This window comes from Geobacillus zalihae, from assembly GCF_030414215.1.
Classification (GTDB): domain Bacteria; phylum Bacillota; class Bacilli; order Bacillales; family Anoxybacillaceae; genus Geobacillus; species Geobacillus zalihae.
On sequence record NZ_CP129217.1, the window covers coordinates 3,310,498 to 3,328,225 of the forward strand.

15 protein-coding genes are annotated in these 17,728 nt (G+C 53.6%); 2 read left to right on the forward strand and 13 right to left on the reverse strand.

The genetic code is table 11. The features are described 5' to 3' along the window. Window positions 1-3: 3 nt before the first annotated feature. The gene (locus QWV57_RS16670) at window positions 4-1,320 is read right to left on the reverse strand and encodes an SEC-C domain-containing protein (protein WP_129447216.1); all 1,317 of its coding nucleotides are present in this window, start codon (window positions 1,318-1,320) and stop codon (window positions 4-6) included. A gap of 216 nt (window positions 1,321-1,536) precedes the next feature. After that, on the reverse strand, window positions 1,537-2,904 hold the full coding sequence (locus QWV57_RS16675; protein WP_015374689.1) for an ISLre2-like element ISGsp3 family transposase: 1,368 nt from the start codon (window positions 2,902-2,904) through the stop codon (window positions 1,537-1,539). Between the two features lie 351 nt (window positions 2,905-3,255). Here QWV57_RS16675 and QWV57_RS16680 point away from each other — a divergent pair, with 351 nt between their 5' ends. Together QWV57_RS16680 and QWV57_RS16685 are read left to right on the forward strand one after the other, a co-directional pair. Next, window positions 3,256-4,899, forward strand: a complete 1,644-nt coding sequence (locus QWV57_RS16680; RefSeq protein WP_301102134.1) for an SWIM zinc finger family protein — start codon at window positions 3,256-3,258, stop codon at window positions 4,897-4,899. Continuing rightward, window positions 4,896-7,655, forward strand: coding sequence for a DEAD/DEAH box helicase (locus QWV57_RS16685; protein ID WP_301100128.1), 2,760 nt, complete (start codon window positions 4,896-4,898; stop codon window positions 7,653-7,655). The genes QWV57_RS16680 and QWV57_RS16685 overlap by 4 nt, the downstream gene beginning before the upstream one ends. 750 nt (window positions 7,656-8,405) lie before the next feature. Here QWV57_RS16685 and QWV57_RS16690 read toward each other — a convergent pair. From QWV57_RS16690 to QWV57_RS16735, 11 genes are all read right to left on the reverse strand, one after another. Beyond that, on the reverse strand, window positions 8,406-8,969 hold the full coding sequence (locus QWV57_RS16690) for a Uma2 family endonuclease (protein ID WP_129447607.1): 564 nt from the start codon (window positions 8,967-8,969) through the stop codon (window positions 8,406-8,408). 380 nt (window positions 8,970-9,349) lie between these two features. Continuing rightward, window positions 9,350-10,321 (reverse strand): MTP-1 family protein, encoded by a 972-nt coding sequence (locus QWV57_RS16695; protein WP_129447606.1) that lies wholly within the window; start codon window positions 10,319-10,321, stop codon window positions 9,350-9,352. A 274-nt stretch (window positions 10,322-10,595) separates the two neighbouring features. Next, window positions 10,596-11,084, reverse strand: coding sequence for a macro domain-containing protein (locus tag QWV57_RS16700; RefSeq protein WP_020755180.1), 489 nt, complete (start codon window positions 11,082-11,084; stop codon window positions 10,596-10,598). After that, window positions 11,081-11,254 (reverse strand): DUF488 family protein, N3 subclade, encoded by a 174-nt coding sequence (locus tag QWV57_RS16705; RefSeq protein WP_235048625.1) that lies wholly within the window; start codon window positions 11,252-11,254, stop codon window positions 11,081-11,083. The genes QWV57_RS16700 and QWV57_RS16705 overlap by 4 nt, the downstream gene beginning before the upstream one ends. Then, a complete protein-coding gene (locus QWV57_RS17975) occupies window positions 11,239-11,424 on the reverse strand; it encodes a DUF488 family protein, N3 subclade (protein WP_331436735.1) in 186 nt (61 codons plus the stop codon). Before QWV57_RS17975 ends, QWV57_RS16705 begins: the two co-directional genes overlap by 16 nt. Window positions 11,425-11,446: 22 nt before the next feature. After that, window positions 11,447-11,878, reverse strand: a complete 432-nt coding sequence (locus QWV57_RS16710; protein WP_129447605.1) for a hypothetical protein — start codon at window positions 11,876-11,878, stop codon at window positions 11,447-11,449. Between the two features lie 2 nt (window positions 11,879-11,880). After that, window positions 11,881-13,194, reverse strand: a complete 1,314-nt coding sequence (locus QWV57_RS16715) for an AAA family ATPase (protein ID WP_129447604.1) — start codon at window positions 13,192-13,194, stop codon at window positions 11,881-11,883. A gap of 42 nt (window positions 13,195-13,236) precedes the next feature. Then, window positions 13,237-14,124 carry a UTP--glucose-1-phosphate uridylyltransferase GalU gene (galU, locus tag QWV57_RS16720; RefSeq protein WP_129447603.1) on the reverse strand — a complete coding sequence of 296 codons (888 nt, stop codon included), beginning with the start codon at window positions 14,122-14,124 and terminating at the stop codon, window positions 13,237-13,239. A 17-nt stretch (window positions 14,125-14,141) separates the two neighbouring features. Further along, on the reverse strand, window positions 14,142-15,494 hold the full coding sequence (locus QWV57_RS16725; RefSeq protein ID WP_015375963.1) for a TrkH family potassium uptake protein: 1,353 nt from the start codon (window positions 15,492-15,494) through the stop codon (window positions 14,142-14,144). 219 nt (window positions 15,495-15,713) lie between these two features. Continuing rightward, window positions 15,714-16,772, reverse strand: coding sequence for a BtaManbiosPhlase (locus QWV57_RS16730; protein ID WP_129447602.1), 1,059 nt, complete (start codon window positions 16,770-16,772; stop codon window positions 15,714-15,716). A gap of 2 nt (window positions 16,773-16,774) precedes the next feature. Continuing rightward, on the reverse strand, window positions 16,775-17,722 hold the full coding sequence (locus QWV57_RS16735; RefSeq protein ID WP_129447601.1) for an MTP-1 family protein: 948 nt from the start codon (window positions 17,720-17,722) through the stop codon (window positions 16,775-16,777). Window positions 17,723-17,728: the final 6 nt, after the last annotated feature.

Below are 17,728 nucleotides of genomic sequence, written 5' to 3' on the forward strand. Positions count from 1 at the left end.
CTTCTAGATGAATCCCCGATCGGTGAAGATCTCCCACGCTACATCGCGGAGTTCTTTACGCAATTCTTTTTCATTCACTTCCTCGAGCAGGCCCTCATTCCGCCACGAACGGATGGCGCGGTCAATATGACGGTTGACTCGCTTCTCGTTCCATCCTTCACGCATCAACATCAGATCGATGTCATCGATCCATTCATTGATGCGCGCATCAAGCTCATCCCCTTCCTCTTCGAACCAGTCTTCCTCCCAGTCATCGAGCCATTCCTCGTCGTCTTCATCATCAACAGCCATCAGGAAAAAATCCAACGCCGCCGATCGCACATCTTCTGGCATCACGTCATACCGATCGGCGATGTCTTCCACCTCCGATCCTTCCGCCTTCATCAAATGCCCAGCCACATAGCGGAGCGCCGCGGCGTAGACGGGAACCGAATGAGGGAGGCGGGATGTTTTTCCGCAATAGATCGCCCATATGGCGAACGCTTGATTGAGCAGCGCCGCTGGCGCCTCCGGCTCGTTTTCATCGAGCTCGCGAATGACGGCCGCTTGTTTCGGATCATCCCATTTGAACTGTTTGGCGAACTGCCAAAGCCACTCCAAGAGCACATCGGAAAGCACAGCGACGAACCGATCGCGCATCCATAAAGCCGATGGCTGACCGCTCCACTCCCCTTCTTGTTGAATCGCCCGAAGCAATCGATCTTTCCCTGACGCCGGGAGCGGAAACACCGCTGTGAAACACGTGAACACGTCTTGGTACGGCACAAGGAAGCCGAACACCACATCTCCTGTTTCGATCACGCTCGGCCATTGATCGGAAGTCAATAAATGAACGATCTTTTCCTCTCCCGTCAACAAATCCCGGACAACGGGGCGATTGTCGTCATCATAGCCGATGAACTCGCCAAGCGACGGAACGGCTCCTTCCCACCTCTCGATGTGAGCCTGAACAGACGGGCGCCACCGCTCCCAATGACGGCTTTTCCGGTAAGCAGAAAAGATCGTTTGTCCTGTTTCATCAACCGGCCAACAAAACAACATCCAGTTCACCACCATGATCTGCATGCCAAGCTCGAGTTCCTCCGGCATCTCATCAAGCGGGAACTGGTCTAAAAGCTCTTCCGCCTCCCTCTCATACCGCTGCAAAACAAACTGACGCATATCATTCATGCATTCGATCAACTCGCGGTCAATCAATGACGAAATCGAAACCGCCTCTTTTTTTCCGCAACAATGCTTGTACTTTTTCCCGCTTCCGCACGGGCATAACGCGTTCCGTGGCGTTTCCGCCATATTCGATGCACCTGCTTTCTTTTCCATTTGGACTTTTTCTATTCCTATTATACCATCATCGATAGACGTTCAACCATCACCAGCTTTCTTTCGAGTCAGTCAAGACTTTGTGGAGAACATTTTTTCGGTTCACTACGGGCGTTGTCAATCACTAGTTAGCGAACCATTTTCAGGAATTAATATCGTAAGCGCTTTCGGACTCTCATCCCTCATCTTGAGGCGATGATACGATATTCCATTTTTTTACACCCAACCACCATCCCGGAGCGCCGACAACGCTTGATGGATCGGTGTCCCGGATGACCGCTGCAGACACGGTAGATTCTGACGCACCACATCTGCCCATAACCGTCCGGCCTTCCGTTTGGCCTGTTCGATCCGCTTGGACTTTGTTGAGGCCGAGGCCGCCGTTCGGGTCTCTTCTTCCTCCACCAACTGCCCATTTCTCCGCCAAATCCCGTCGATTCGGGCCGCCATCGCCCTCAGAAACGCCCGAAGCCCTTGGTCTTTCCAGCTGCGGCGGGATTTCACCCGATGCGCAAACCGGCTCATCACGCTCTCGGCGTGGCCCATCGGACGCATGCCGGTCGTCTCCACCCCTTGCTCCGACAGCCACTCCCGATAGTCCCGGATGCATCCCGGCATCGACTCGATCCGGCGGATCATGGCAGCCATCTGCTTCTCTTTCGCTTCGTCCTCCAACGTGCCGACCGCGCTGTTCAGCTCCACGAGAAGCCCCTCTTCGTCTTGTTTCGCCAGCTTCTTCCGCACCTCCCGCCAACGCGGATGGCCGGACAGACACTGACGCAGCTCCCGCGCCACATGAAATCGATCCAGCTGAAAGCACGCCCGCTTCCCAAAATACTCCCGGCAGGCCGTGATCCACGACGCCGCGTCGCCGTTGATGATCAACAGGTCCCGGCACGGATCATAGGCATATTCGTTCATCAGCCACTCTTCGAACCGTTCCCACACGTCTCCCTCCCCTTCATGGAGGTAGTGGCGCCGGTTCACGAGCTCGAGCTGCGAACCGTTTCGTTTCCATCCCTCGTGAACCGCCAGGATTTTCTCTTCTTTCGCCCGTTTCCCTTTCCCCTGGCGGGAAATAAACAGTCCATCCGCCTCCACAAACAGCACCCGGCCGTGCCGTTGGGAAACAGGGCGGTGCAGCGAGACAGGGGCCTCCAGCACCAGTTGGCGAATCGCCTCGTGGCTCATGACCGCATACCCCACGATCGACTCCAACGTACGGGCCGCTTTGCGGTAGGAAGAGCACTCGACGGCCAACTCGACCGCCGTTTCCTCGAGGCAAGGACTGATCGATCGGGCCCCATCAAAGCCTAATTCGGCATCCAGCAAGAAGGTATAGTTCCCCGTTTGCCGGTCATAGTAGTAGTTCCGTCGAAACGTCACTTCTCCAAACAGCGTTTGGATCGTAGTCGGCCGTTTGTCTTTCAGCTGATACCGGCGCTTGTCCCGCGCTTCCGCCAGTTGTTGATCAATCTCCTCCAAAAGGGCCGCCAACAAGACAGCGAACACCTTTTGAAGAGTTCTGACTAATTGTTCCTCCAGCTCTTTTAATAAAGGCCATTCTGTGGTAAGATGTTTCATGGACTCTCTCCCTCCTGTTTTCGGTTGATGTTGACAATCACCATCATAGCAGGGAGAGAGTCCTTTTTGCATGACATTTGCTTTTTTCTACCGCGCTTCGCTTGGTGGCCCCGACGAGCGTCGCGAACAAAAGTTCGCAACCCTCGTCGGGGATCATTTCGGAATGTCACCCACAAATATTTTACTCACACCTTTCTTTCTATCAAAACGCGTACACGTTCAAAAGCTCGCAATGTCCTTTCATGCCGTCTCGAGAACAGACGCGTTTTGTCACATTGCCCCTCTTTTTTCGACACGCTGTCACATGCTATAATAGGATGATAAGGAATGGATCGGAAAGGACGGACCGACATGTTGCAGACCACGATCTCCAAACCGCTTTTGCGGCAAGCGGCAGAAGAATTGGTGAAAGAATTGCCGTATCCCATTTTCCACACGCTCATTCAAAAAGGACGCGATTTGTCCAGATACGGGTTCGTCTATAACGTGATGGTCATCAACAGCCATGAAGTGGAAGGGGTCGTGTCTGACAAAACTCCTCATGACGTCATGGTTGATTTGTCCAACGTCACCCGCCGCCATCGCTGCCCGTGCGGGACGGAAGGGCTGTGTCCACACGTTTTGGCGCTGTTCTTTTATATATACGGCAACGTGTTCGACGTTGGCGAGCTGTTCCGCCTTTGGAAAAAAGGGCAAATCGGCCCGTTGCAGAAAGAATCCGCTGTCCATGAATCAAAAACACCTGCTCCAAAACGCGCGGGGAAAACGGCAGGCCTTTCGATCACAGCCAATGAAACGGTTGAAGATTGGCGGGGCCAGTTCGAGAAACAGTATGAAGACTTTTTCTCCCGCCATCAAAACGGCCAAAACTGGCCGTACCGTTTAGCCTTCCAGCTGCTCCCGAAACTTGGCAAAAACGAAGGGAAGCAAGCTGGCGCCCGTCCGTTGCGGGAGCTTCATGCCGCCCTCTTTTTGTTGGAAAAGCTTCGGCAGTACGGAGAGGCGCAAGGGTGGAATGACGTCGTATTCGCCTCTTACGGACAGTTTTCCTGGCAGCAGGACGTCAACTATGTCGCCGACCGCGCCTTTGACGCCTTGGAAAAATTGTCTACTCAATCGCTGCCGCGGTCGCTCAACGCGTTGATTGAACAGACGATTCCGTATGTTCGTGATGTATTGTTTTTGGACGGGGCGCTGTCATCATTCGGCTATGACTTTTACACAACCGCGTGGGAATCGCTGTTCACCAAGCCCACATGGCGGCAAGAGGAACGGGCCGAACTCCTTCGGCTCGCCAAAGACCGAGACGACATCCGCGCCGCTATGGCGGCGGCTCATCTTTCCTTTTTGCTTGGCGAAGACGACGAAGCGATGGCGCTTTACCGCGCGTTCCCCGATCAGGCAGGCTTGTTTTTGGTGGAATGGATCGGGCGATTCATTCAAAACGGCCTCTTGAAGCGGTTTGAAGCCGTTTGGGAAAAAGCAAAAGACGATTGGCCGCTTTATCTTTCGCATATACCCGCTCCCATCCGAAGCAGTTTTTTGGACGAAGCGGTGCACTGGTTTGAAATGTACGCCCGGCAACGAAACCGCTCGGACGCATGGGAAGATTTTTTGCAGCGAAGCCTTCCGTACAGCGTCAACGAGTACACCAACTTTTTGTATCGGCAAGGACGCTACCGGGAAGTCGTGGACCTATTCTTATGGGCGAACATCACCGCTGATGAGCTGCATCCGCAGCTGCTCAAAACATTGCAAGCGCGCGGGACGGATCTTGTCATGCCGTTATATCATCGGACCGTGATCAAGCTGCTCAACGAGAAAAACCGGTCAAGCTACCAAAGGGCGGTCCGCCACTTGAAAACGATGCGGGCTCATTACCGCTCGATGAAGCGATTCGATCAATGGGAAGCGTATCTTGAACAGCTGCTCGCCAAAACGGCGCGCCTGCGCGCGTTTCATGAAGAATTAAAGAAAGGAAAACTGCTTCCATGAAGGCATTGGAGACGATTCAGATTTCCTGCAGATGGAATGAAGAGATTCGATGTTTCGAGCTCTCTGGTTCCACCCATCCCTCATCATGGGTTTCGCCTTTATTGGCTTGGCACGAAGAAACCTTTTACGGGACCATGATTGATATCGAAGACGACATCGTGCGGCTGTCGCCGTGGCAAGCGCTCACTCTGTTCGCGTTGCGTCCGCACTCGCGCTTTTCCGTCATCGAATGGGCGGATGAATTCACCGCCCGATTGGAAGAGTGGGCGAGACACATTTGGAATGGGTTGGGGGAACGCCGCTTCCTTCCAGACGCTTCCCTTTGGAAAAACACAGGCGGCGCATGGAGCGAAGCGGGTCGCACCCGCTGGCGCGGCGCGGATGACGATCCCGATCCGTTCGTCGCTACATGGCGGTCGCTGGCGATTGCCGACTGGCTGTCGCGCGACCCGGAGCTTCGCGGCATTTGGGGCGAAATCGTTCGCGCTTATCCATTGATCGCCTCCCCCAGCGGCCAATGGACCGGAACGGAAGACGATTGGCTTGAACAAATCGGCTGGCTCGGCGACCGACCGCCATTTACGGTCGGACTGCGCCTTGTCGAGCCGTCCGAGGAAGGCGACGTATGGACGCTTGAAGCGGTGCTAATCGCCGTCGACGACAGCGTCATCGCACCCGCAAGCGACATTCCGCGCGCTTGGCGCCCATATGAATCATCGATCCAGCGCGCCATTCGCCGCATTTGCGCGATCGTGCCGTGGCTTGACGCCGGGGAGGGTCTGCGGACGGAACTGTCTAATGAAGAAGCGTGGCGTTTTTTGTCCGAAGACAGCTTAAAGCTCACCGAAGCGGGCGTGCGCCTGCTGCTTCCCGACTGGTGGCACGACATCCGCCAGGCGCAGCTGTCGATCAAAGCGAAACTGTCGCCTTCCGTCAACGCGGAATCATTATTCGGCCTTGAGCGGCTCGCTGATTTCGATTGGCGCGTCGCGACCAACGGGATTGAGCTGACGGAAGAGGAGTTTGCCGCTTTGGCGGAACAAAAGCGGCGCCTCATTCGCCTGCGCGGCCAATGGCTCATCCTTGATCCCGCCCTTGTCCGCCGCGCGCAGGCGCTCATGGAAAAGGCGAAAAAAGAAGGCGTGCCGATCCACGATATCGTGGCGCAAACGCTGCTTTCAGAAGCAGAGGAGCGCGAAGAGGCAACGGACGAATCGATCCCGATCCACATTGACGTCCATGATCAGTTCCGGGCGTTCATCCGTCAGCTCCAGCAGCTTGATGGATTGCCGAAAGCAAATGTGCCGCCGTCTTTTCACGGCACGCTCCGCCCGTATCAGCAGCGTGGCGTCGACTGGCTCGTCTTTTTGCGCCGATTCGGCTTTGGCGCCTGTTTGGCCGATGACATGGGGCTAGGCAAAACGGTGCAGCTGCTCGCCTATTTGACCTATGTAAAAGAAATGGAGCGGCCGGACACGCCGGCGTTGCTCATCTGCCCGACCAGCGTGATCGGCAACTGGCAAAAGGAATGCGCCCGCTTCACCCCAGACTTGCGCGTCTACGTGCACCATGGACCGAACCGGGCGAAAAACGATGCGTTCGTGCAAACGGCAGGCGAGGCCGATCTCGTCATTACGTCTTACAACCTTGCTCATTTGGACCAAGACGATTTAAAACAGATTCATTGGCATGCGATTTGCCTTGATGAAGCGCAAAACATCAAAAATGCGCAAACAAAACAAGCGCGCGCCATCCGCCGCTTGAGCGGAAAACATAAAATTGCCTTATCCGGCACGCCGGTTGAAAACCGTCTCGGCGAACTTTGGAGCATCTTCCACTTCCTCAACCCTGGCTATCTCGGCAGCCGTGCGGAGTTTGAGCGGCGCTTTGCCGGGCCGATTGAAAAAGAAGGAGATGCCCGCAAAAAAGCGGCGCTGCAGGCGCTCATCCGCCCATTTCTCTTGCGGCGGACGAAAACGGATGAAGCGGTTGCGCTCAACTTGCCGGATAAGCTTGAACAAAAAGAATATTGCCCGCTCACAGCCGAACAGGCTGCCTTGTACGAGCAGCTCGTCAACGACACACTCGAACGGGCAAAGGAAGCCAGTCCGTTTGCGCGGCGCGGCTTGATTTTGCAAATGCTAAACGGTGTGAAGCAAATTTGCGACCATCCGGCGCTGTATTTGAAAGAACGCCGCCCCCGCCAGCTCGTTGAACGGTCACACAAGCTCGAAAAGCTCATCGAACTGATCGAGCAAATTCGCGCCAACGACGAGTCATGCCTCATCTTCACGCAATACGTGCGAATGGGAGAGATGATCCAGGAGCTGCTTTCCGACTTGTTTGACGAACCAGTGCTGTTTTTGCATGGCGGCGTCCCGAAACAAACGCGCGATCGAATGGTCGAGGAGTTTCAAGCACGACAAGCGCCGATTTTCCTTTTGTCGCTCAAAGCAGGAGGCACCGGACTCAACTTAACGGCCGCCAACCACGTCATCCATTTCGACCGCTGGTGGAACCCGGCTGTGGAAAACCAAGCAACCGACCGCGCCTACCGCATCGGACAGACGAAATTCGTCCACGTCCATAAATTGATCACCGTCGGGACAATCGAGGAAAAAATCGACGAGATGCTCGAACAAAAACAAGCGCTCGCCGACCTCATCACCGAAGGCGAGGCGTGGATCACCGAACTTTCCGATGACGAACTGCGCGGCTTGCTCGCCTTATCGGCCGCAGCGAAAGGAGGCGCTTGAGCATGGCGGAAGAAAAACGAAAGCGCAAGAAAAAAACGGCGGAAAACCCGTGGGAAAAGCTGCTGAAGCGGATGGAAGAGAAAATGAAGGAGCGGGAAAAGCGTCAAAAACAACCGTAAAGGACAGCACGCAGGCGATGAACATCCTGTTGGACACAGAAAAAACTTCATCCTATTTCGCGCAGGAGACTCCCACTTCAACGACCAAAGGGAGTAAGTGGGAGAGGAATGCGCGTTCCCCCTTTCTTTTGTGTATGATAGAATAAAGGCGTGGAGAAAACCGTTCAATAAAGGCACTCCAATCACGGCTACTCGATGTATGGAGTTGGTTACAGGAAACGTTGTAACCGTAAAACATCGAGCGTAGGTCCGTCTGTTGTGTGTGGAAGCCAAGTACTGCCAACAGACACACCGAGAGAATCGGTAACGATGCAGGCATGACCTGCGTCGTTGGGTAGTCGTCAACCTGCCCCCTGATGCAACCCCAAGTCAAGGAAGGAGGACGAAGTCCGTTTGCACTTCTGGGGAGTTGCAAGCCCCCACTTCAAGCGTTAGCTAAGTGGGGGTAGTTGACCAACAAGTGTTGTTCTTGGTCCAGCCATGAAAAGGGCCAGTCCAGACGCACGTGTGTTCATCGAAACATCTCATGGGCAACGTTTTGCCCTTCATCCGGGCATGAACATGAATCATCAAAAACAGCGTGGGATTGTTCCCACGCTGTTCGCTTTCAAGCCATCCTCTCAGCATCTTGTCAACGAAACAATTCGGCCATGTCGATTGCAAGCCCCGGAAAATACACGGAGCGAACCGTTCCCGTTTTCACTTGAACATCCGCCTGCTCATACAGCCGTTCCTCATTGAGCACATACACCGTCACAGCCTGCTTCATCGGATTGACGATCCAATATTCATGGACACCGCATGCCATGTACAAATTGAACTTGGTGACAAGATCATGCGCCTGGTTCGACGGACTTAAAATCTCGACGATCAGCGGCGGCACTCCGATATACTTCGTTCCATCCAATCGTTCTTCGCCGCAAATGACCGTCAAGTCGGGAACGACCACATGTCGTTCCCCTGTTTGCTCATCAACAAGCTCCACATCAAGCGGCGCCGCCAGCACATCGCACGGCTTTCCTCGAAAAAACAAACTGAACTGAAAATGAAGCCGGCTCGAGATGAGCTGATGCCGCACGCTTGGCGACGGGGTCATATACACGGCCCGATCAATATACTCTAAACGATCATCGCTTTGTTCACGCAGGACCCAATAGCGCTCATACGACACGCCAGAAGCAAGCGGCAAAGACAACGAAGGCCCCTCCCCATTCCCTTTTTTCTCAGTATACTGGATGGCTTCGAAAGGGGCAATGGGAGGTGAAAAGGGTCTTCCCTAAGAATCCGTCCAATGGATTGAAGTCAGCGAATATGAATGCAAAATCTTCCGTTTTATACATTATGAACATTTTTTGGATCCATATCCGCCAAAATGGTTTCGTCCGACCGACTCCTAGGAGAACAACGCGGCTCCGACTGCCGCTGGCTATTATGGTCTATCGCGCAAACAAGTCACGTTTATGTCAAACCGAAGCCCTTCGCACAAGGCAAGAAACATAGCCGGCCAAATGTGAAAAAGGACCGGCCGCCAACCTTCCCCATTCATAGAGAAGGTCTGTCGCACCGATCCTTTCCCTAAACGGAAGCATACATCCGATCAAGCTCTTGCGCTTCGTACTTCGCAAACGGGTCGATGAGCGAAATTTTTTGCGCCTCGGCGTCGCTCACACCGGCGTACAGCTCAGCCGTGCCGTCGCCTTTGCGGATGAGTCCGCCGCTGAAAACGACGTTCGCCAAATCCGGCCGTTTCGCCGGCCCGTCTAAAAAGTGGGAGCGAAGCGCAAGCAATTCCAGCTCTGAGCGCTCCATCGTCTCCGGGTTCAACACGAACACCATCGGGTAGTAATGGCGGTTGCCGTGCTCGTCAAAGCAAGCGATATGGCCGAGCGCCCCAACAAGCCCGTTCGCCAGCAAATGCGCCTCGTTCACGCCGCCCCATTCTTCATCCGTAAATTGGGCGTCCAAAATCGGCGCGGCCTCGATCACGTCCGGCGTCAACTCATCGAGCGAGAAAATGCGGGTGAACCCGATTTTCCCGCGGCCGCCTTTTTCCCCTTGCGGCCGGGTGAACACGCCGATCGACCCATCTTTCAGCTCGACAAGGCGAATGTCTTTCATCCCATCCGGCCCTTCGGCGAACTTTTCTAAGCGGCGAATGTTCGGTCCGCGGTAAAAGACCGTCCGCCAGCTATGCTCGCCAACAAACACCGGATGCGGAAACGTCTCCACGCCGCCGAACACCAACTGACCGTGAATGCGCGCCACAAACGGATCCTGCAAGGCGAACACCGGCGCCCCTTCACGAGGAACCCAGACGCCGTCGCGCTCGACGAAAAAGTACACTTCCGATTGCTCGCTGTCGCGCGCTTCGACGCGCCCAGCGATCACCCATTCTCCTTCATCCACAAACGGTGCGGAAATATTATAAACGTCCCGGTCCCCGACACCCGCAAAGCGAAGCTTTTCCGGCTCAAACGGCTGTGGGGCCGAACGAAATTCATCCACTAACACTTGACATGTCTTTAATGTTGGCAATGAGAATAACATGATTCATCCCTCCGGATGGCGCCAAAAACGCCCGCATTGGCATTTTTGGCTGTTTTTCCTGATCGCGGTTCGAACAGGAAACCCCACTCCCTTTCACACCGGCTTCGTCATTCGGACACCAACGATGATGCCACCCCCCGTCGCCGGATCAGGAAGTCAATGAAACTCATTCATTCGTGTGTTCTTATTATAATATGATATGAGAAAGAAGGAAACACGTTATTCATTGCCAAAAAAGCAGGGCCAAGACGAAGTCAAGGCCCTTTTTCTCCCTTTATTGGCGCTGTTGGACAAAACGGATGAATGCTTGATCAATATCCACCACCACAAACTCCACATCCTCGACCGGACCCAACACCTCGACAAACAACTGCGCCACGTTTTCTTTGTCAAGCCTTCCGACGCCTGTCCCTAGCGCTGGCAACGCCACCTTCTTGATTCCGTTCTCCCGACAGTGCGCGACGAGCCGCTCGAGACACGCCCGAACGATGTCATACGACGTCGCCCCTGCAGGCTGCTTCATCGTCACTAAGTGAAGGACCCCGCGAAACGGCAGCGAGCCTGCTCCTGTCACGTACAAATCGCCGGGCTTAGGGTCTTGCGCTTGACAGACGCGGATCGCTTCCTCTTCGATCACACGTCCCCCCGCCCGACGGATCGCCGCTGCCACGCCGCCGCCCATCGGCCCGATGCCGTTGGCGGCATTGCAAATGTACTCGACTCCTTCCACTTTGGTCAGATCGCCGACCATGGCGCGAATCATCCGAACCCCTCCTTAGCGATGTTGCGCAAAAACTCCCTAAGAACAACGGCATGGTTATGCTGCTCGTCTTTGGCGGCATAAAGCAACATCACCGTTCCGGAAAGCGAAAGCAGCTCCGTAACGAGCGCTTGCTTCGTCGTATCAGTCCTCCTGTTCATACGTTCTCGCAAACTCGGCAAACCGCTCCGGCCGATGGCCAAACCATTGCTGGAGGGCAGTCTCTTTCACCAGCGGTCACGGCACGCTTCGACCTTTGACACCGCGGCCAAAGGCGGTCGACGAGAATGCGGATGCCGTCATCCCGTTCCGCTGGAATATCAATTTGCTTTGTTTGGAACACAGGTCCGTTTCCCTACTTTCCTTTACACCTCTACCTCGTCCCAGTTCACTTTCACCGCTAACGAACCGCCCGTTCTCCTCAACATTTTTTCCAGCTTGATCCTATCGGTCGATTTTACATTAGGTGTTCTCACTCGCGTCATGATAATTCGTCCTTCAAACCGGTATCCAGACAACTTCTTGCCTAATTGTTCAACTGTCCGCATGATTTGCCGCACCGCTTCCACGAGATCAGACCCTTTTAATTCGATGAAAAATGCCTGCTCCCCTTCGATCACCAAAAATAAAAAGTCGCATTTTACCCCCTCTTGAATCAAACAACCGTCTACACGGTATAAAGCCACCCTCTTTTCCCCTTTGTTGACAAAACGAATCTCTCTCCCTTTTTCCTTAACAACCGCTAATTTTCGACGGTCGCAATATTGCAAACAACTTTCCCATTCTACAACCGACATGTTTACTCCCCCGCTTCCTCCGCCTCCATAAGCTCATCCAGAACACGGTTGATGGCAGACGATGCTTCATCGATCGCTTCGGCCTGGATTAACCGTAATTCATCATCGATAATGCTTCGGTAGCGGAATCTCCCTCCTTCATTCTTCAGAATATAGGCCTTTACCCTTTGCGGAGAAAGCCGCAACTTTCGGTCTATAATCGGATTGGCACGCCCATCCAATTTCCTTCCGATTTTGGCAGCGTACAAATAAATATTAAAAGCAGACAAAATGTACGGGCTATGAGTCGTGATCACGAGTGTACTATTCGTTACGTTGAGCAGCAACGCAAATAAGGCCACCATTTCTTGTTGGGCGTTGGGGTACAAGTGCGCCTCCGGTTCTTCAATCACCATAAACACTCGTTGCCGTTCCAAAATGACGGTGAAAATGAGCAATAAAATCCAAACCACTTCCTGCTGTCCAGAAGAGGAAAACTTCAGTTTTGTATACTCTCTTTCATTAAAAAAAATCCGCTCTCCATAATCAGAGAACATGTATTTTCCTTTCATCACGCCTTCGATCATCTTGATGGCCAGTCGAATGGCTTCAAAGTCAATTTTTTCTGTCGAGAATTTTTTGCGATCTTCGATGATTTCCTCAAATGAATGGGAAAACATCTTCTTCAGCAAATTGATTCGCTCGATAAACTGCTCTGTCAACACATCGAGCTGTTGCGGATTAATGTCCTGAAGCTGATCCGACAAGGTCGCCACTAGACTTCTGCCCGCAGGGATAAAAATAGGTGTTTTGGAATCACCGAATACTTCAGCGATGGAGGCTTTGACCGTTTCCAATATATTTTGCTGCCGCACTTTCCAGGAGGAGACATTCCAAAAATCATCCAACTGTTGTTCTTCATATTGCATTTCCTTTTTCATCTGCACAACATGTTTAAAATTTTCCTGAATCTCCCGTTTTAGCGGATCGCTGAAATGGATTTGTACATAACCGTCCTTTAAATCAAGACGGACAAACTTTTCAACATCATACTCATAACGAATATGAAACGGTTTCATATGTTTGGTTGTGCCAAAGTACCCAACAAATTTTCTCCGAAGACGTTTATTGAACTCAAAAAATGGGTTGTTTTCTTCCGTTTGACGTACTGAAAGCAAATAGTTTACCCATTCATCAGGAATCGATTGAAAGAAAAAAATCAATTTGCTGATCGTACTTTTTCCGCTCGCTTGGGGGCCAATCAAAACGGTAACATCCGTGATCTCCTCATCAAACAGCTTCACAGGACCAAAATGTTCAATCCGTATGCGCGCCACATCCTACCCTCCTTTTTTGTCTTCATCTTCTGAAAAATTTGATTAGTTGTTCTTCGATCCCTTCGCCTCTGCCACCACCCGCTCCAAAAACGAAAGCAAGTCATCCCGCAGCTCCTCGTTTTGCAAGGCAAACTCAATCGTCGTTTCGATAAAGCCGAGCTTTTCGCCGACATCGTACCGCTTTCCTTCAAATTCATAGGCAAACACGCGCTGAATTTCATTCAACCGCCCGATCGCATCGGTGAGCTGAATCTCCCCGCCTGCGCCGACCTCCTGCTTCTCCAAAAACAAGAAAATTTCCGGCGTCAACACGTACCGCCCGACGATCGCGAGGTTCGACGGCGCTGTGCCCGGAGCGGGTTTTTCGACAAAGCGGCGCACTTGGTAGCGCCGTCCCTTCTGCTCGAGCGGGTCGATGATCCCGTAACGGTGCGTCTCTTCCTCCGGCACGCGCTTGACGCCGATCACCGAGCTGAACGTTTGTTCATACTGCTCAATGAGCTGTTTTAAACAAGGTTTTTCCGCTTGGACGATATCATCGCCCAACAACACCGCAAACGGCTCGTCTCCGATGAAATTGCGCGCGCACCAAACGGCATGCCCCAGCCCTTTTGGCTCTTTTTGGCGAATGTAGTGGATGTCCACTTTTGATGGCTCTTTTACTTTCTCAAGCAAGTCCAATTTTCCTTTTTGCTTCAGCAGCTGCTCGAGCTCAAACGCATAGTCAAAATGATCCTCAATCGCCCGCTTCCCTTTCCCGGTGACGATGATGATGTCCTCAATGCCTGATGCCATCGCCTCTTCAACAATATATTGAATCGTCGGCTTATCGACAATCGGAAGCATCTCCTTCGGCATGGCCTTTGTCGCCGGCAAAAACCGCGTCCCAAGGCCCGCTGCCGGAATGATCGCTTTGCGCACTTTTTTCATGATTCCGTCCCCCTCTTCTAGCCGATAATGACTCGTTCTTTCGGGTAATGGTAGCTATCTTTCACCGCTCGGCCGCGGACGAGCCATAAAAACGAAATGATGCCGACCCGGCCGATGAACATGACGATCACCAACACCAGCTTGCCAAACGGGCTGAGCTCAGAGGTAATGCCGAGCGACAGCCCGGTCGTCCCAAACGCTGAACATACTTCAAACAAAAGCATAACGACAGGAAGCGACGATTCCGAGACGGAAAGCGCAAGAACCGCCGCAAAACAAAGGAACAGCGCACCGATAAAGACAACAAACGATTTTAAAATATCTTCCTCATGAATTTCACGCCCGAACACTTTGACCGCTGAGCGCCCTTTCGCATAATGCCAAACCGTTAACAAAATCACCGCCAACGTCGTCGTCCGGATGCCCCCGCCAACGCTGCTCGGGGAAGCACCGATAAACATCATCGCGCTCAAAAGCAATAACGTCGGGTCGGAAAACTCGTTCATATCCATCGTCGCCAGCCCGCCGCTGCGCGATGACACCGACTGAAACAAGGCGTAAAAGAGCGACCGGTGCCACGGCTTTCCAGCGAAAAAATGGCTCCATTCAAGCGCATAAATCGCCACCGTGCCAAAGAAGACGAGGGCAAAAAACGTCACCGTCGTCAACTTCGTAAACAGCGAAAACCGGTAGCGCCCTCGGTCGCGCGCAAACAAAAACTCCTTCACCTCAATGAGCACAGGAAAGCCAATCGCGCCTAGAATGATCAGAATGATATGGATGACTTGCACGAAATAATCACCGGCGAACGGAATCAGCGACTGGCCGGTAATATCAAATCCAGCGTTCGTCGTGGCACTGACCGACGCAAACACCGCCTGCAAAAGCGCCTCCGGCCACGTCGGAAAATAACGCAAAAAATACACGCCCAAAATCAGCGCACCGACCGCTTCAATGGCCAGAATCAAGAAAAAGATGTCCCGCGTGAGCTTCACGAGCCCTGAGAGCGCAAGACGGTTTTGATCGGTCATGATCAGCTGCCGCTCACGAAACCCGATTTTTTTGCCAACTAACAGCCAAATGAACGTACTAAGCATCATTAACCCTACGCCGCCCACCTGCATCATCACAATCAACAAAACAATCCCAAACGTATTAAACGTCTCCGGAATCGACACAACCGTCAACCCGGTCACACTAATGGCGCTCGCCGCCGTAAACAGCGCATCAATCCAGTGAAGCTCCACTCCCGGCTGATGCACAATCGGCAGCCATAACAGCACCGTCGACACCGCGACGGCCGCCAAATAAAACAGAATGATCAACTGAATCGTCGACAACTTCAACCATAATGAACGTTTGATTGTCATGCCGTCACCACCATTGCCCCGACCAGCGCGCGGGCAGCTTCCGTACGCCGAGTTCACATCGTAATGGATTGTCCCGATCAATCGACGTTTTTTTCCATTATATCAAATCCCTTTGCCAAGAAAGAAACAAAAGGAAGAACTTTCGACAGAAAAGCGCCTAGGGAGCCACAAGCCAAAAAAAGAAACGCCCGACGCATCAGGCGTTTCCCGTTTACAAGTTCATTCCTTGACAAGCGAATCCAAAATCTCGCTAAGCTTCAGCTCGATGCACGCCATCGACGTATCCGCGGCGCCGTAATACATTTTTACGATATCGCCATCGACAATCGCCCCGCATGAAAACACGACGCGGCCGAAAAAGCCGTTCACCTCATAATCCGCTTCCGGCTCGACAAGCGGCTGCTCCGAGCGGGCGAGAACTTTGGATGGGTCGTTCAAATCAAGCAGCACCGCCCCCATGCAATAGCGGTGGTCATCCGACGCGCCGTGGTACAACTCAAGCCAGCCTCGCTCCGTTTTGATCGGCACCGCCCCGCCGCCGATGCGGGCGCTGTCCCACTTCCCTTCGCGCAGACCGAACAAAAAGCGATGATTCCCCCAATGAAGCAGATTCTCTGACTCGGCAATCCACACCTCAGGGCGGCCGTTGCTTCTCGGCACCGGGCGATGAAGGGCGTAATACTTGCCGTTGATCTTCTCCGGAAAAATGAGCACATCTTTGTTTTCCGGCGCGAAAATCATGCCGTGGTGCGTCACCGTCTGAAAGTCTTTCGTCGACACCATCGCCTCGCCGACTCCTTTCGGCGACACGGCGCTGAAATAAATGTAATACGTGCCGTCAATGCATGTAATGCGCGGATCTTCAATGCCGAATGTCTCGAGCTCATTCGATGGATAGACGAACGGGCGGTCGTCGATCGTAAACCGCCGCCCGTCTTGACTCCGGGCGAGGCGCAAATACGAAAGCGACGTCAAATAGGCGAACCGCTCCGCCCCCGCCTCTCTGATCACCCGCGGGTCGGAAAAATCGTAGCGCGGATCGTCTTGGCGAAATTCGTAAACATCGACCTTCCCCGTCTTTGGATTCCATACCGGCGCTTTCACGATATTCGGGTCATCCGACACGGGACGCTCCGCCACCCGAAGCAGCAGCAACACCTCCCCTTGGAACGTCGCCACCCCGGCGTTAAACGCCCCGATCACTTCAAACCCGTCGTGGTGCGGCGGCACATCTTCCGGCGTAATGAGCGGGTTCTCTTCATAGCGGTAAAGGTGCATCGTCACCCCTGCCTTTCGTATTTCGTAAATGGATCCACGATCGTGAGTTTTTGCGCTTCTGCGTCACTTGTTCCAGCGTAAAAATCGGCCGTGCCGTCCCCTTTGCGAATCAGTCCGCCGCTAAACACGACATCCGCCAAATCCGGACGCTTCGCCGGGCCATCGAGGAAATGGGCTCTCGTGGCAATCAGCTCCATGTCCGACGCTTCCCCCGTATCCGGATTGAACGCAAACACCATCGGATAATAGTGGCGGTTCCGCTCCTGATCGAAACAAGCGATATGGCCCAAGACGCCGACGAGCCCATTGCCAAGCAAATGCACCTCATTGGCGCCGCCCCATTCTTCATCCGAAAATTGGCCGTCAATGAGCGGAGCCTTCTCAATCGCCTCCACCGTCAACTCATCGAGCGCACCGATGCGGGTGAAGCCGATTTTTCCGCGTCCGCCTTTTGCCCCTTGCGGACGGGTGAAGACCCCAACCGACCCATCCCGCAGCTCGACAAGACGAATGTCTTTCATCCCGTCGGGACCGGTGAAAAAACGCGCCAATTCCTTGATCGTGTTTCCGCGGTACAACACCGTCCGCCAATACAGCTTCCCGTGAAGCACGGGATGCGGAAACGTCTCCACGCCGCCAAACACGAGATGCCCGTGCACCCGCGAAACAAACGGATCCTGCAAAGCAAACACCGGCGCCCCTTCCCGCGGCACCCATGTCCCTTCACGCTCGACGAAAAAGTAGACTTCGGATTGCTCGCTGTCTCGTGCCTCCACCCGTCCGGCAATGACCCACTCGCCATCATCTTCAAACGGCGCGGAAATGTTGTACACGTCCCGCCCCCCAACGCCGGCAAACACGAGCTTCTCCACCCGAAGCGGCTGCGGTGCACGCTGAAATTCCTCAAGCAGTGTCTTGCAAGTCTTCATGGTCGGCGTCCTTGTCTGCATCACGTC